At 57.0% G+C, this 14,363-nt stretch carries 23 protein-coding genes; 4 read left to right on the forward strand and 19 right to left on the reverse strand.

From position 1 onward, the window contains the following. The 9 genes from Q0562_RS06035 to Q0562_RS06075 form a co-directional block, all read right to left on the reverse strand. Window positions 1-662: hypothetical protein (locus Q0562_RS06035; protein ID WP_298642492.1), on the reverse strand; the 662-nt coding region annotated here is incomplete at its 3' end. Then, window positions 659-844: a molybdopterin biosynthesis protein MoeC gene (locus tag Q0562_RS06040; protein WP_298642494.1), complete on the reverse strand. Its 186-nt coding sequence runs from the start codon at window positions 842-844 to the stop codon at window positions 659-661. The genes Q0562_RS06035 and Q0562_RS06040, both read right to left, overlap by 4 nt. A gap of 167 nt (window positions 845-1,011) precedes the next feature. Then, window positions 1,012-2,238 (reverse strand): hypothetical protein, encoded by a 1,227-nt coding sequence (locus tag Q0562_RS06045; protein WP_298642497.1) that lies wholly within the window; start codon window positions 2,236-2,238, stop codon window positions 1,012-1,014. A gap of 39 nt (window positions 2,239-2,277) precedes the next feature. Beyond that, the gene (locus Q0562_RS06050) at window positions 2,278-3,012 is read right to left on the reverse strand and encodes a toprim domain-containing protein (protein ID WP_298642499.1); all 735 of its coding nucleotides are present in this window, start codon (window positions 3,010-3,012) and stop codon (window positions 2,278-2,280) included. A gap of 2 nt (window positions 3,013-3,014) precedes the next feature. Continuing rightward, window positions 3,015-3,572 (reverse strand): ogr/Delta-like zinc finger family protein, encoded by a 558-nt coding sequence (locus tag Q0562_RS06055; RefSeq protein WP_298642501.1) that lies wholly within the window; start codon window positions 3,570-3,572, stop codon window positions 3,015-3,017. Next, entirely contained in the window at window positions 3,569-3,850 is a 282-nt protein-coding gene (locus tag Q0562_RS06060; RefSeq protein ID WP_298642504.1) for a hypothetical protein, read from the reverse strand. The genes Q0562_RS06055 and Q0562_RS06060 overlap by 4 nt, the downstream gene beginning before the upstream one ends. Further along, window positions 3,843-4,070: a hypothetical protein gene (locus Q0562_RS06065; RefSeq protein ID WP_298642506.1), complete on the reverse strand. Its 228-nt coding sequence runs from the start codon at window positions 4,068-4,070 to the stop codon at window positions 3,843-3,845. Before Q0562_RS06065 ends, Q0562_RS06060 begins: the two co-directional genes overlap by 8 nt. Further along, window positions 4,067-4,375 carry a hypothetical protein gene (locus Q0562_RS06070; RefSeq protein WP_298642509.1) on the reverse strand — a complete coding sequence of 103 codons (309 nt, stop codon included), beginning with the start codon at window positions 4,373-4,375 and terminating at the stop codon, window positions 4,067-4,069. The genes Q0562_RS06065 and Q0562_RS06070 overlap by 4 nt, the downstream gene beginning before the upstream one ends. After that, entirely contained in the window at window positions 4,372-4,557 is a 186-nt protein-coding gene (locus Q0562_RS06075) for a hypothetical protein (RefSeq protein WP_298642511.1), read from the reverse strand. The genes Q0562_RS06070 and Q0562_RS06075 overlap by 4 nt, the downstream gene beginning before the upstream one ends. Window positions 4,558-4,749: 192 nt before the next feature. On the opposite strand from Q0562_RS06075, the gene Q0562_RS06080 reads away from it, so the two are divergent. The 3 genes from Q0562_RS06080 to Q0562_RS06090 all read left to right on the forward strand — a co-directional run bounded on the left by Q0562_RS06080 (window position 4,750) and on the right by Q0562_RS06090 (window position 6,631). Next, window positions 4,750-5,151 (forward strand): helix-turn-helix transcriptional regulator, encoded by a 402-nt coding sequence (locus Q0562_RS06080; RefSeq protein WP_298642513.1) that lies wholly within the window; start codon window positions 4,750-4,752, stop codon window positions 5,149-5,151. 635 nt (window positions 5,152-5,786) lie between these two features. After that, a complete protein-coding gene (locus Q0562_RS06085) occupies window positions 5,787-6,272 on the forward strand; it encodes a hypothetical protein (protein ID WP_298642516.1) in 486 nt (161 codons plus the stop codon). After that, window positions 6,272-6,631, forward strand: coding sequence for an excalibur calcium-binding domain-containing protein (locus Q0562_RS06090; RefSeq protein WP_298642518.1), 360 nt, complete (start codon window positions 6,272-6,274; stop codon window positions 6,629-6,631). The genes Q0562_RS06085 and Q0562_RS06090 overlap by 1 nt, the downstream gene beginning before the upstream one ends. Before the next feature lie 56 nt (window positions 6,632-6,687). Here the strand turns inward: Q0562_RS06090 and Q0562_RS06095 are convergent, their stop codons facing one another. Genes Q0562_RS06095 through Q0562_RS06115 form a run of 5 tightly spaced genes read right to left on the reverse strand, consistent with a single transcriptional unit; the run spans window position 6,688 to window position 11,434 of the window. After that, a complete protein-coding gene (locus Q0562_RS06095) occupies window positions 6,688-6,981 on the reverse strand; it encodes an addiction module antidote protein (RefSeq protein ID WP_298642520.1) in 294 nt (97 codons plus the stop codon). Then, window positions 6,974-7,279: a type II toxin-antitoxin system RelE/ParE family toxin gene (locus tag Q0562_RS06100; protein ID WP_298642523.1), complete on the reverse strand. Its 306-nt coding sequence runs from the start codon at window positions 7,277-7,279 to the stop codon at window positions 6,974-6,976. Before Q0562_RS06100 ends, Q0562_RS06095 begins: the two co-directional genes overlap by 8 nt. A 31-nt stretch (window positions 7,280-7,310) precedes the next feature. Then, window positions 7,311-8,282, reverse strand: coding sequence for a contractile injection system protein, VgrG/Pvc8 family (locus Q0562_RS06105; RefSeq protein ID WP_298642524.1), 972 nt, complete (start codon window positions 8,280-8,282; stop codon window positions 7,311-7,313). Next, window positions 8,282-8,716, reverse strand: coding sequence for a phage tail protein (locus tag Q0562_RS06110; protein ID WP_298642528.1), 435 nt, complete (start codon window positions 8,714-8,716; stop codon window positions 8,282-8,284). Before Q0562_RS06110 ends, Q0562_RS06105 begins: the two co-directional genes overlap by 1 nt. A gap of 12 nt (window positions 8,717-8,728) precedes the next feature. Further along, window positions 8,729-11,434: a phage tail tape measure protein gene (locus Q0562_RS06115; protein ID WP_298642530.1), complete on the reverse strand. Its 2,706-nt coding sequence runs from the start codon at window positions 11,432-11,434 to the stop codon at window positions 8,729-8,731. Window positions 11,435-11,493: 59 nt separating this feature from the next. Here Q0562_RS06115 and Q0562_RS06120 point away from each other — a divergent pair, with 59 nt between their 5' ends. After that, a complete protein-coding gene (locus Q0562_RS06120; protein WP_298642534.1) occupies window positions 11,494-11,745 on the forward strand; it encodes a hypothetical protein in 252 nt (83 codons plus the stop codon). Window positions 11,746-11,790: 45 nt separating this feature from the next. Here Q0562_RS06120 and Q0562_RS06125 read toward each other — a convergent pair whose 3' ends face one another. The 5 genes from Q0562_RS06125 to Q0562_RS06145 are packed head-to-tail and all read right to left on the reverse strand — an operon-like array spanning window position 11,791 to window position 14,266. Next, complete coding sequence (locus tag Q0562_RS06125) at window positions 11,791-11,961, reverse strand: GpE family phage tail protein (RefSeq protein ID WP_366144717.1); 171 nt, start codon at window positions 11,959-11,961, stop codon at window positions 11,791-11,793. Beyond that, window positions 11,952-12,257, reverse strand: coding sequence for a phage tail assembly protein (locus Q0562_RS06130; protein ID WP_298642537.1), 306 nt, complete (start codon window positions 12,255-12,257; stop codon window positions 11,952-11,954). Before Q0562_RS06130 ends, Q0562_RS06125 begins: the two co-directional genes overlap by 10 nt. A gap of 18 nt (window positions 12,258-12,275) precedes the next feature. Further along, window positions 12,276-12,782, reverse strand: coding sequence for a phage major tail tube protein (locus Q0562_RS06135; RefSeq protein WP_298642540.1), 507 nt, complete (start codon window positions 12,780-12,782; stop codon window positions 12,276-12,278). A 9-nt stretch (window positions 12,783-12,791) separates the two neighbouring features. Next, complete coding sequence (locus tag Q0562_RS06140) at window positions 12,792-13,982, reverse strand: phage tail sheath protein (RefSeq protein WP_298642543.1); 1,191 nt, start codon at window positions 13,980-13,982, stop codon at window positions 12,792-12,794. Then, complete coding sequence (locus tag Q0562_RS06145; RefSeq protein ID WP_298642546.1) at window positions 13,979-14,266, reverse strand: hypothetical protein; 288 nt, start codon at window positions 14,264-14,266, stop codon at window positions 13,979-13,981. The genes Q0562_RS06140 and Q0562_RS06145 overlap by 4 nt, the downstream gene beginning before the upstream one ends. Between the last annotated feature and the right edge of the window lie 97 nt (window positions 14,267-14,363).

Here is a 14,363-nt window from a genome sequence, read left to right on the forward strand (position 1 = left end):
ACTTGCACTTTGCTATATCTTTCAGCGGGTTTCATTTTTTTGTCGTGTACGAAGGGTTCATCCACAAAGACAGTTGCTTCGCCGTCCTCATCCATCGCCAGCCACCGCGCCCACGGCGGCACAATGATGTCTCGTCCGTAATAGTCTTTGACTACGCGGTATTCCGGCTCTTTCGGCTTGAAAAATTTGTCGCGCAGCTCCCGCATGACGTCTTGTTCCTGCAGTCTTTCCGGGATGGCGTGTTTCAGGAAGCGGACAAACGATTCTTTCCCGCCATCGAGCTCAACTGCTTCGACGCCGATGCGGCCAGCCGCCCAGCTTACCAACTCCCCGGCGATTTCCTTGCTGCCGGGGCTACCGAGAATTTGCACGTTCATGGCTGCCTCAAGCATTGCCGTCACCTCAATCATCCATTGCTGGTCATGCGGGCAGTTGGTCAGCGTTTCTTTCCAGTCCTTGCCTTCGAGTTCCGCGCGGACGTCAATGTTCCAGACTGCCCCGCTCTTCACGTCCCAGACGCCATAGCTGACGTGGGGCTTTTCCATAAATGCCGACATCGTGCCGTCTTCGTTGACGGCGAGCCAGTTGGCACGGGCAGGGATGTGCAGGATATTGCCATAGAACATCACCAATTTGTTGTGATCTTTGCTTTTTACGTTCATGCTGCTTTCTCCTGCATTTCGGCTTTATCAACAATTTCCAGCGTGAGCCTACCTTGCTTACCACTTGCCAGTTGTATCGTTGGAGCTAGGCTCTTTATCTTCTCCTGCTCCATAATCTTCGCCAGCTCCGAGGACGCTTCTACCCATTTTCGCATTGCCATTGTTAGGGGGTCGTTACTCATGTTTTTCTCCAGTGTTTTAAGAAGTCGGTTCCCCGCGCGCACGTTGGAATACCCAGCAGCGCGGGGTTTTGAGTTGGCCGGCGTTGTTGCACGCGATCGCCGATGACACCGTGCGGCTCGCATCAACAAACTTGCGGTGTTTGCTGGAGCGCAGGTGGCGTTTCAGGTCACGCAGCAACGGCACCTGCTGGCGCGCATTGCCGGCCATTTCGATAAATTCGTTGAGGTTGACGGCAATGAGGTTCGGGTCGCGGCTGTGGTTGAGCGCGGGGATACTTCGGCCAAAGTCGTCTTTCCTCCCTTGCCCGTCCAGGTAATCGAAGGTTTCCCAAAATTCGGCGACCACCGGATGATCGGCGGCGATAGTCGTTTGCCGCTCGATGCAGGCATCTTTCAGCGCAGGTCGCCTTTTTCTGTTCGGTCGTTAAACCGAAGATGTCGGCAAATTGTTCGGCGAAGGCCATCAGCTGGGCGTGGTTTTTGGCCAGCCGCGCATGATGAATGCCCTCAATGTTGAGCAGCATTTCTTGATACTTCGGCATCTTTTCGGCGACGTAGGAAACCACCTCGTTTTCGCGCGTCGTGGCCAGCAGCACGAAGTAGCTTAGTTCCTCAATGCCTAGGCGCAGCATTTCATCGGTGGCCGCCTTGGAATCGGCACTGTGTCCCGCTTTCGTGAAGCGCAGCTGGACTATCCGTTCCAGCACCGCGTCGCTGGCGTTGACCTGGTCGTTTTGCGCGATGACCAACGTGCCGCGAAAAGGCGGCTCGTAGGTTTCGTTGCCGCTGTTTTTCAGGCCGCGAACCCGCATCCCGCGCCCGTTGTAGAACGGTTTGAGTTCGTCCCAGTCAAACTTTTTCACATGCGAGTCTTCGGCACGGTCAGCCTCGATGAAGACGTTGGGCATGTTGGAATGCTGCGCCAGTGAGCGGTCGAGGCCGGCACGGGTGCCCTTGTTCGGATCAATGCCCTCGCGATCCTGACCAAGCAGGCGCCAAAGGAATTCGATCAGGGTCGTCTTGCCGGAACCCGGCTCGCCGATGACTTCGAGGAAGGGAAAGGACGACTGACATTTGCGCGTCTGTTCGGCAAAAAGCGAGGCGAACCAGTACACGGCGGCAATCATGCCGTCCGTGCCAAAAGTCCGCCATACCAGTTGCGGCCAGTCCTGCCGGTAGTGGCGCGGGGTTGTTTCGATGTGCATCTGCCGCTCACGCGACAGCGACTTGATGGATTTTTTCGGCAGGTCGAAAAAATCCTCTTCGTTGATGGCGTATGTTTTCCCGCCCTGTATGGCGATAGTCGGGAAGATGTAGCAGCCGTGCTCGCGGCTGTAGCCGATGTATTCGATGGTTTCGACGGTTTTCAGGCCCTGCAGCCAGCGAGTTCCCATCCAGTCAAGATGTTTGGCCTCACCCGACCACCATGCCCCCTACGCGCTGGCCAGCCGCTTTTTGAACTCGGCGCTGGCGGTAATCTGCCCCGGCGTGAATGTCATGTTCATCGCCGGACGGCTATCCGGAAAATGGATGCGGGCATAAAACCAGCTTTCATCTGTCACCTCGGCGCGTTGAAAATAAAGGAATTCCGGACGGGCGTTGGCAATGCGCTGCGTCTTGCCGACCATCATCACCGCATTGAGTGTGGTTTCATTGTCTGTTCGTCCGTAATCGAAGTCGCCGGATTCGATCAGCTCCTCCAATGCCTTTTGCTCAACCGCCCACCAGTAGAGCTGGTTGTCGAAGTCCACGACAAAGCCATGCGACTTGTTATGGACAAAGAGCAACGCGGCCTTTTCATCGACCGAACGGGCAATCAGCAGCGCACCGTGGTAGCGGTATTCGTCGAGGTCTTCGGCAGTCAGTCGGTCCAGGCGGTGCAGGTCGTTCCAGTCACATTTGCTCTTTGCGGGCGCGATGGCGGCGGCGCAATCCAGTCCCGCCTTGCGCATGCGGGCAACAAACTTGCGGATGGCCGCTTTGCCCGCGCGATCGTTGTCGAGGGCCCACACCCAGCGCACTCCTTGTGCGGTGCAGTTGGTGAGCGCCGTTTTCGGATAATTCGAGCAACTGAGAATGGCGACAGCTTTGATGCCGTTTTGCCACAGCGAGATGGCATCAATTATGCCCTCGGTTATCCATACCTCGTCGCCGTCTTGGATGACCATCCTTACAGCAGTGCGCTTTGTTGCTCGCGCGTCGCACGGGCGCGGACAAATTCAACCAGCTCGCGCAGCGATACCGCATACTGTTGGCCGCCGTCGTTGATGATGGCGCAAACAGTTGTAGAGTCGTCGATGGACAGGCCCCAGCCCTCTTTGGCCAGTCCTGCAGATTCGCGCTCAGAGATGGCACGGGCGGCCGTCAGCTCGGCGCGGTGCGTATCAATATCAACCAGCTCCCGCAAGTAGTCGCGGCAGGCGGCGAGCTTCTCGTCGCGGCTATAACTCGGCTGCCACGGCCGGGCAACAAACTCGCGTGCGAGATCCAACAGGCGATCACCCGCCGCATCGCAAACCGGGATGGCGGTGACATGCGGCTGGAACAGGGGACTAGCAGGCGATATTTGCCGGACAATCTCGGCGCGGATGAGGTATGTCGCACCGCAGTGCGGGTTTTGACATGCCGCATACTGCTCGCGCATGGCCTCGTGCTGCTGGTGACTGCCCTGTATGCGCATCGGTGCGCCACAGGCCGGGCAGGGAAAATGACGGATTGGCCGGCTCATAGAGCCCCCTTGTAGTACTGCCTGACCAATTCCCAAGAACGTTGCAGGGCTTCATCCACCGTGTCGAAAAATTCCGTGGGGTGGACTTTATCGGGATTGCTGTACATGCGGACGCTTGGACCGTCCTTGTCGCACAGCAGGTATACACTGGCTTTGGCAAAGCGTGCCGAGATTTGTATTTCGTCGTTGTCAAAAAACGACGCGTAGCAAGTTATTCCCCGTTCAATCAGACGGGCGGCACAAGCGGAAAAGAGGAGCTTCAGCGTGTCCTTATTCATGGCGTCCTCCTTTGCGCAACCAGGCAAGGCATCCCGGCTGCTCGTCGGCAGACAGATGCGGGCAGAGTTCGGCGATGTAGTGCGCGTGCGCTTCGCTGCGTACAGAGGCGGGGGCTTCATCCACGCCGAGCAGGGCAAAGGCAAAAGTTGTCGAGAAAAACAGCAGGGCGACGGCGTAGAGGACGATGTCGCGCAGACGGATGGGGCGGATAGCTTTCATGCGGCACCTTCCGTTTCGGTCATCATGTTCAGAGCGTCGCGGGACAGCGACAACAACGCATGAAAACACGATGGCGTGATGATCATGCTTCGTGCCGGAGCAAGCGCAAGGCCTTGCGGATTAGCAGTGCTGGGCAGGGCAACCAGCTGACAAAACTCGGCAAACGACAAGCGGCGTTCACCGGATTTGATGCGGCTCACGGCGCTGTCATCAACATGCAGAGCGTCGCGGATGGACGCTACTGAAATGGCACGCAAATGGTTGTGCAGGACCGTTTCGCGGTCACAAAAGTTTTTGCTGTTCATCGCACCCCTCCCTCGCCATACTCGGCGTCGAGCCAGCGTTTGATGCATTGGTAGGCGATGGTCGACATTGGGATTTTGTGATCTCGTGCAGCGCGCTGTAAGCGCTTCCGATCCGTCTTGGTAATCTTCACCAAGACGGGCTTGGCAGTTCGGCTCTCTCTTTCAACGGTGCTGGTGTTCATGTATGATTCGCGAATGGGTAAACGTTTAACCACGCCCCCCATAAGCCTCCTTAACGTTACGTTGAGGTGAAGGAGCAGCCGTTTTGTTTGACTACTTACGCGACCGCTCCGACTATGTCGGTTAAACGTTCAACGGTTAACGTTAGAACAACTATATGCCTAACATCTTAGGTATTCAATGGAAAAAGCCTAATGATTGTGGATGTATCTGATATTTTTAAACTTTTAAGGAAGGAAGGCGGCGTTACTCAAGCAGAAATGGCCGAGATTGGTGGCGTCAGTTTGGCGACCCAGCAAAACTATGAAGCACAACGCACCAGACCAACAACCGAGTATCTGCAACGCTTGGCCGTCGCTGGGTATGACGTAAATTTTCTGCTAACAGGAAAGAGACAAGTGCAAACTCTATCTCAAGAAGACAGCGAACTGCTGAATGCTTGGCATAAGGCAGATTTGTCACGGAAAATGGCTGCGTATAACGCTTTGGTTGGGAAAGTTGAAATCCCTGGACAACAAGGTAATACCTATATTCAGCAAGGAGATGGCAATGTGCGAAATGGAAGTATTCATCATCATGAAAAAAAAAATATATAATTTTCACTGAAGGAGATTATAATACTATAAACGTAGATAGTAATTTTCTTTCTATAAAAGAAAAAGAAGAGGAACAAAACTATTGTAGAAATTGTTCCTGCATTTTACCTAATGCTGAAACCTTTAAGAAAAATCCGAGATGTAATCCTTGCATAAGAAAGGCAAGAGCATCTGCAATAGCTAGTTTTGAAAGCATTGGATCTACTCTCTTATTTTTTTGTTTTATATTGGGGTCAATGTTTATGTTTGTACAAATATCTAAAGCGCCTCCTACTTCTATTGAAGAAATTACTAGACTAATTATTTTTTATATATTTACCCCTTCCCTTATTGGTTGGGAACTAAGAAAAAGGTACTTTTTTTCCGTGGGCAAAGAATTATATAGATGAAAAACATACTCTTCATGAATAGCTCTAATTAATAGCAATGTACTGTAATCTGCAATTCAGAAAACTAAAGAGACAAATATAAAACTACTACAGACAGCTATCCAGGTATTGTGGACATCAGCAAATACTTAACTCAGGAGTTTTGTTGCAGAATCTGGTTTTTATGCTTGTTTTACTGGTTTCTGCGTTAGTTGTATTAAAAATAACTAGCTTTTTCCGTTATAGAATTAAATAAGGAAATCGTTCATGACAAAAACTATTCTGATCAGCGCCCTAACCCTCCTCTCCTGCACGGCAAGCGGCAAGGAATACCCCATGCGCTGCCTGGAAAACCCGCAGGAATGGGCGGCCCATTATGCCAACCCCACCCAGACGGTTGACAAAAAGGCGCGGCAGAATCTGACGCAATGGACGCCCAAAGTCACCGCTCTGTGGCAGGAGTTGGAGACTGTCCTTGCCAGCGCAGATTTTCAGGCGCAGGGCATGGCCGCCGCTTCTTTTCAGGCATGGGCCAACAAGCAGGACAAACTGCTGCGCGCCGTGCAGCAGAGCCTGCGCAAATTTTCCTATACCGGCACGGATTATGAAGTCTGCACGCAGGCACTGACCTACGGGATCGCCTTCCAGAAGGACTATGCGCGCGCGCTGGCGGCCTATCACGATCCCGCGCATCCAGAGGTGCAACAGGCGGCGGCCGACCTGCAGAAATACCTGCAACACCTGCCGCAGTGATGCCCGCCATGCCCCGCTTCATCCGGCTGCTGTCGCTGCTATTCCTTGCCGCTTGTGCGCCGCTGCCGCCGCAGAGCGTGCCATTGCAGGCACAGAGTCCGGCACCGTTATCCCTGCCGTTGCCTGCCGCCACCGGGCAGCCGCTGCTATCGCCCGCGCCCATGCAGTCACCACTGTCTGCCACCCTCCCCGGGAAGGCGGCAAAGCTTGACAGCGGCAAGGCCTACCGCTGTGGTAACCGCAAGACTTGCCGTCAGATCGCGAGCTGCGAGGAAGCCTACTATCTCTTGCACCATTGTGGCCTCTCGCGCCTGGATCGGGATGGCGATGGCATCCCCTGCGAGTCGCTGTGCCAATGAGGATGACAGAGACCATCATCTGGTTATCGGACACTGTGAGCAGAGGCAAGAAGGGCTTATGACAGCGGCGTGGCAGTCAGTTTGATGTCCAGCGCTTTCATGACCCTGGCAATGGTCTCGAAGCGCGGCCGGCTGCCGGGGCGCAGCGCCTTGTCCAGTGCTTCGCGACCGAGGCCGCTTTTTTGCGCGATTTCCGTCATGCCGCGCACCCGGGCAATCACGCCGAGCGCATGCGCCAGTTCGCCAGGATCTTCATCATCAAGCGCCAGTTGCAGGTAGGTGGCGATGTCTTCCGGGCTTTGCAGGTATTCGGCCATGTCGAAAGTGGGCAGGCCGGCGATGTCAATCATCCGTTTTCTCCAGTTGTTGCGCCAGTTGCAGCGCTTTGGCGATGTCGCGTGCCTGGCTGGCTTTGTCGCCGCCGCCCAGCATGAGGATGAGCGTCGCCCCGCGTCTGCTGTAATACATCCGGTAGCCGGCGCCGAAGTGCTCGCGCATCTCGAAGACCCCTGCCGCAATGGCCTTGTGATCTCCCAGTATGCCCCGCGCCGCTTTATCCAAGCGCCGGGCCAGGCGCAGGCGGGTATCGCGGTCTTTCAGGCCGTGCAGCCAGCGGTCGAATTCGGGCAGGGTCTTGATGGTGTACATGGCGTGATTGTAGGGCAGTGGCGATAGCGCTTCAACGGCTCAGCTCCTCGCACTGAATCGAACAGGTGTAACCGCTATCCCCCAGCGAGTGGGTAATCTCTTTAATGAACCAGCGCACGGAGTCGATTTGCGGTTTGAAGCCCTGCGTGATGAGCGGTTGTTCGGCGAAGAGTTCGGCGCGGCCCACGGCGAGGTTGAGGGTCAGGGTGCGCGAGCGGGTTTTGATGCGCTTCATTTCCGCTTCCGCTGCCGCTTTTGCCTCTTTTTCGCTGTTGTAGGTTTGTTTCAAGTGGCGTCGGTAGCCGTCTGCGCCAACCTCAGCTTTTTTCCGTTTCGCGCCTTTTTTGTCGTGCCAGTAAGCGACGACCCCAGTCACCCGGTCATCACGGTCGGCATCGGTAAAGTCGTGGCTGTCGCCCTCACTGCGGTGGACAGTGACGGTTGGCAAATCTTGGCCAGATGAGGTTTTACCCGCTGCACGCACCGTAAAGAGCAAACGGCCGTCCTTGACGGTGCCGACGGCGTCATGCTCCTGCGCAAGACGGGTGACGAGGTGGGCATCGCTTTCGTTAGTCTGGTCAAGGTGGTCGATGCTGATGCCGGCCAGCTCCTGCAATACAGCGGGGGTCAGTTCGTGGCGCGCGGCGATGGTGCCGATGATGGCGCCGATGGTGGTCTTGTGGTAGCTCTGCTCGCGCTCTTCGAGCAAGGTTTTCCGAAAATCCGCCGAGCGGGCGCGGATAGTGATGACATCCGGCGGTCCGTGGTGGCCGATTTCATCCACGATGTAGCTGCCCCGGTTCTGTTCGTGTCCAGCAAAACCGAAGACAGCGGTCAGCTTCTTGCCCTTGCTCGGCAGTTCCACCATGCCGTCACTGTCGTCAATTTCCACGGTCAGCTCGTCCACCTCCATGCCGTTTTTGTCAACGAGGGTAAGGGCAATGAGGCGGCCGCGCAGTTCCAAAGGACGACCTTCGAGGATAAGTTGATAGATAGGTGTCATTAGAACAGCCTCGTAATCAACGGCAGCAATGGCGCGAGTTTGCCGTACTCGCTATAGCGGCCGTCGTAGCGTTTCAATGCCAGCTGGAATTCGATGCGCTGTGCGTTACCGTCGAAGATGAGTTCGCTCGCAGTTTCGTTGAGCGAGGCGATCAGCCAGTAGCCCAGTACCTTGCCGTCGCCGCGCATCAGCAAATATGGCTCACCGCGCTCAGCCATTTCGCGCAGCATGTTGAGGCTGGACGGCCCGCCAGTGTAGGCAGGCATCAGTACCCCGTTCAGGGTGATTTGGTCTTCGCCGCGCCCGACAAACTGATAGGCAGGCTCGCCGCCGGTGCGGTTGTTGGACGGCCAGCGCCACTCCGTGCTGCGTTGCACAGAGTCGAATGGCGCGGTGTGGACACTGAAAACAAAAAGCCCATAGCACATCAGCATGGTTTCCTCCTATCAAGCCGGGGCTGCGTCGTACATTGCGCTGCGCATACCCGCCGCCTGTTTGCGGCGTTCGGCGGCCAGGGCACTGCCAACTTCTTTTTTGACATTCGCCGCTAGTTCCTTGCTGTCCATCCCTTGGGCGTTGATGTTGACGTTTACCGTCGGCGCATAATTGCTGGATAACGGCTGGCCACGAGTGACAGGGGATAATGGTTTGGCCGCTGGTGGTTTAGGTATGCTGCTGTTACCGAGGACACCGGCGTTACGCATGGCGTTTGTGTGCATCTCAGCGCGTTGTTTGGCTGCTTGTGCTGCCGCCAAGGCTCCCCGTTGCGGCCGGGCTCCTTCCACTTGCGCCGCAACTTGCTTGTTTTCGAGGATGCTGCCTTCCTCCGCCGCGCCGACCAGCCCTTTCAGGGATTCCCACGCCCCCTTTATTTTGTCGATGAGCCAGTTGATTTTGTTGGTGGCCCAGTCGATGGCGGGGCCGAAGATGTCCATGATCGCCTGCATCACCGACCAGTTGCGGATGGCTTCGATGGCGCGGGTGCCGGCGCTGGTGAGCAAATCCCACAGCCGCCCCGGTAGATTGGCGCAGAATTCGATTGCGGCAGAGAAGGCGCCGATGATGGCCGAGGAAACGGGATTGGTCAGCCACCAGTTTTTCAGCGCCGCCCAGCGGTCTTTGAGGAAGCCGATCACGTTGCCCCAGTTTTTATAGAGCCACCAGCCGGCGGCAACGACAGCGGCAATGACGAGGACAATGGGGTTGGCCAGCATAAAGCGTCCGGCAATGAGAAAGGCACGTCCTAGCCACATGATGGCCGTTGCCAGTCCCGATAGTGCCGCTTTGCCGGCTACCGCAGCAAAACCGGCAAAACTCGTGAATAGACGACCGAGTAAACCGAGGTTTGCCAACAAGCCGCCTATGGCGAATCGGCCCATGACCCACATCGCATTCAGGCCGGCAAACACCAGCAGCAGCGTACCGCCAACTGCCGCTAGGGCAATCAGCCCGGCGGCGCCAACCATGAGCCATTTCACTAGCTCTTTGTTGTTATTGACGAAGGGCTGCAGCGTGTTCTCGATGAAGTCTTGCAGGTTGGTACTCAGCCACAACAGGCTGTCGCGCAGGGTTTCTCCGATGGTACCGGAGAGCAGGGTGGCAACCCCCTCAAGCTGCTCAAAGGCGGCAGACAAAGTCGAGGTCTTTTCGGTAATGCGCATGGTTTTGTCGGCCTGCTCGTCCATATCGGCCAGCGCCTGAGTCAGCCCTTCCACACCCTGCTGCGCGAGGATTTTGGCGACACGTCCGCCCTGTTCGCCGAACATCTGCCGCATCGCCAGCAGCGCTTCTTCATCGCCCAGTTTCTTGCGGACAACGTCAAATTTCTCCAGTTCCTTGACGATGCTCTCGATGTCTTTCAGGGTACCGTCTTTGTTGTAGAAATTGAATTTGACCCCGGCTTTTTTCAGGACATCGCGTGCTTCCCCTTTCATCCCTTTTTTCGCCATCTCTAGAGCCTTCGGTCCTTCGCCGAGTTTGGACAGCATCATCGAAAAGTTGGTGCCAAACATCGAGCCTTCCAGACCCTGCCGTGCCGCCAACCCTTGCAGGGCAAGCAGCTTGCGGTAGTTGGCCTCGCCGGTCAGTCCGAGCGAGTTGACGTTAGGGGCGTAGTATTTCATCGCCTCGCCCATGTCCTCTTTTTTCAGGCCGAAGGCAAAATAGGCGCGCTGGGTCATGTCGGCGGCCTTGTTCAGGTCGTCAGGATTGAGGCCGTGTGCCTCGATCATCCGCGCCGTGAAAGTGCCACCTTCCTCCTGCCCCATGTTCATCAACACGGCAAGCTCCGCCGCCGCTTTCAGGCCACCGCCGGTAAGCACTTCGTCCTTGACACCCTGCTCTTTCAGCGCTTTGGCCAGATTGATGAAATCCTGGGTAGTGCCAGGCAATACGTTGCCGAGCTGCTTCGCCTGTTTGTTCAGTTCCTCGAAAGCGCCGAAGCTGCCGTCGGCACGCATCATCGTGACCTTGAGGTCGGTAGATGCCTGCTCCTGCCCCATGAACTCGCGCACCGGAGCACTGAGCAGGTGTGCGCCGCGCTGCGCAGCATTGATGCCGACATAGCCGGCCATTGAGGCGTTGGCCGAAACCGCCAGTCCGGCATCACGACGGGCGAGGCGCGCCTCCGCCTGCCGCTGTCTCTCGGCTAGGCGGCGCAGGCGATCGGCCTGCCGGTTGAGGTCATCATTAGTGCGCCGCGCCTCGTTACGCAGCCTAGCTTCTTCGGAGGTCAGATTGCGGGTATTGATGCCTGCTTCGCGTAAGCGCTGCCTGAGTTGGTCAAGGCGCTGCTGCTCACGGCTGCGCGTTTGCTCCAACTGATGGACCGACTGGCGGGCGCGGTTGTACTCGTCGCGCAGGCGGCGCATGGCGGCGGTACTTTGCCCCATCGCCGCGCCGTTGCGCAGCTGGGTGTGCAGGTCGCGCACCCGCTGCCGCATCTGTGTCAAATCCTGCCCGTTCTGCCGCACTGCCTGCTGCTGGCGGCGGTAGGCGCTGATGTCGCGCAGCTGCGCATCAAAGCGGTGCAGCGCGGCACGGTTCTGGTCAAACTGCCGCGCCAACCGTTGCCCGCTGCGCCCGATATTGGCAAAGGTGCGGCTCATCTGGTCAAAGGCGCGCAGGCGCACCTGTAAATTGAGTTCGGCCATAAGATTTCCTTAGTTGGTTCTGCTACAATCCGGTTATCGAAAGAGAAAAGGAGGACGTTATGGGACTTTGGATACTGCTTTGGATCATGGTCAGCCTGACGGTTTTGGGCGTCATCGGTGTTGTCCTCGCCTTCTTCAACGAGGTACTTTTTGAACCACTCTACGGATTGATGGCAGATTGGTTCTGGACATGGCAGGCCAAACGCGACCGTCACCGCAGAGAGGCTGCAGGCCGTTTGGAAAAGGCACGTTTTGAAGCCGAACAGAAACAAACCGGACGTCATCCCCTGTCACGCGGGTTGCCGCTGTAATGCCTTTTCCTTCACAAGCCGCCCTTGAGGCGGCTTTTTCGTGGGTCAGCGTCGGGCGTTGTCGATGGCAGCCTGCTCGCGCGCGTTGCGCTCGCGGGCGATGCTGTGCCAGCGCAGCAACTCGCGAATGCTCATCCTGTCCATCTCGCTCGGCGGCCAACCGCCGCCGAAAACAATGTTGATGTCTGCCCATGCTTCTTCGACGCTTAGGGGGATGGCTTTCCCGCATCATCGTTGCCGTCAGCCTCGTCACCCCCTGTAATCATGGTGGCGACCAGGTTGAGGGCGAGCATCGTGTCGCGCAAGCTAAGGCCGAGCGCCTCCTGTTTGGTCAGCGCCGGGGTGCTGATGCGCGGCAGCAGCTCGACCAGAGCGCCAGTGTCGCCCTGGACCAGGTCGAACAGCTTGATGCCGCGCAGCTCACCGGCGCTCGGTTCGCGCAGGGTGATGGCGGTGACGGGTTTGCCGTCACGGCTGATGGCTTTGTGGAGTTTCAGGGTGTTGTCGATCATAGGGATGTCTCCTGTTTATTACATTTTCAGATTGGCGCGGCGTTTTTCGAGCATGTCCGTGCCGTTGATGATGCAGATGTTGTGGGGATAGTCGATGTCGAAGAGGACACGGCCATCGATGCTGTACTTAAACGTGGCGAGGCTTGCGGTGTATTTGGTCTTTTGCAGCTCGCCCGGCTTGCTCGTGCCAAGGTCGATTTCTTTCAGGCGGCCAGTCATCACCGCTTCGATGCCGTGGCCGCTGCAATCCATTTCGGATTCTGCCGAAGCGTTGATGCGGAATTTGACACCGGCAAGGCCACAGGTGCCGTAGATGGCAATCATTTCCGCCGTCTGTTCGCTGGCCTCAAAAGTCAGCTCCATTTTTTCCTGGCCGAGGTCGATGTCCACCGGGCCAAACATCCCGCCGGCGCGGTATTCGTCCGTCTTGCGGGTGATTTTCGGCCATTCGATGTTGTCGATGATGCCGGCATAGCCGCGCCCTTCGACGGTGAGGATGGCGTCTTTAATAATCTTGGGTAGCATGTTGACTCCTTACGGTTGGGCGGCTTCGATGCGGCGGGCGAAGTCGATGAGGTAGATGTCGGTGATGTGTTGACGCAGGTTGAGGTTTTCGAGCGGTGGCACCGGCGTGTAGTCGTAGCTGATGGCGAGTTTGCCCTCTTTGAGGGTGTCTTTGCTGTTAAGCGTCGAGTCGTACCAGGCGCTGCCGCCGAGCAAATAGCCCGCAGAGGTAAATTCGCGCAGCTTGGCATTGATGCCGGCGATGATGTCGCTGGCCAGCCCCGGTGTCAGCGGCTTGTCGATGGCCCAGAGGTGGTTTTGCGCGATGGTCTCGCTGATGACCTGGGCGGTGCGGGTGTAGTTCTCAAAGGCAAAGAGCGCATCATCACTACATGTGCGGCTGCCCCACAGGCGGAAGCCCTGCTCACGCACCAGCGTTGTTACCTCCTTGCTGTTGAGGTAATTGGCATCGGTGGCGGTGCTGGTAATGTCAAAGTCCACGTCGATGGTGAGGCCGGTGACGCCGTTGATGCCGACGTTGGAAATGGTCTTGTGCCAGCCGGTGTCATGGTCGAGCTTGGCGCGCAGGCCGAGAGCGACGGCAACGGCGTTGATGGTGGCCGTTTTCTTGGCCGCCTCGTCGAAGCCGGTGAAGTCCGGCCACACCAGCATCAATTCGCGCGCATGGAAGTTATTGCGGTGGGTGGCGGCCTCTTCTTTGGTATTGCCCACGGCACGGGCATAGACAAAGCCGCGTAGTTTTTGCGCGATGCTGACCAGCTCAGTGGTGACCTCTTGCGTGTCCAGCCCCAGCGCGCCGCCGATGATGCGCGGCACGGCGCCGAGTTCGGCTTTGGCCGAGAGTAGAGCCTTGGCACCGCTGCGGCGACCGTTTTCAAAAGTGCCGATGGTCTTGGCATTTTGATCGGCGCCGTTGTCGTTTTTCTCCTTGCTGGTCGGCACGCGGACAACGACGGTCAGGGCATTGGCCTGTTTGTAGATGGCATTGAGCGCGGGGGCAAGTGTGCCTTTCGTGCCGGCCTTGCCGATGGCTTCGGGCAGGTTGCTGATGAGGACAGCCTTGTTCTCCGGAAACACAGTCGCATCGGCGTCTTCGCCGGTGGCGACAAGGCCGATGACGGCGGTGCTGACGGTGCGCAGCGGCCGGGTGCCGTTGTTTATTTCAATGGCGCGGACACCATGCAGGTATTCGGTACTCATGGGTGTAACTCCTTGGATTGTTGGTCGAGGATGCGGTAAAGGGATGCCGGGCTTTGCCGCGCCGGGTCGGGCAGTTCGAGGACGGTGGCGACAAACTCGCTACAGAACCAGCGACGCGGCGACTGGCGCAAAAACGAGCAGACAAAGCGCAACACGCCGCACCAGTCATAGCGGCTGCCCTGCTCACGCTCTAGCCATTCGCACACGGTGGCGGCGGGGAGGGTGCGGTAGATGGATTCATGGCTGTGCGGTGCGCGCAAATAGGCGTAATGGACAAATTTCATGCTTTTTTTGAGACGTTGCGCCCTAATGGACAAATTTCATGCTCTCCCCTCTATTTTTTGCTGAAATAATCTTTTATAAACCGTAACTTCCTCTCCT

The sequence above is a fragment of the uncultured Cardiobacterium sp. genome, from assembly GCF_938028825.1.
Taxonomy (GTDB): domain Bacteria; phylum Pseudomonadota; class Gammaproteobacteria; order Cardiobacteriales; family Cardiobacteriaceae; genus Cardiobacterium.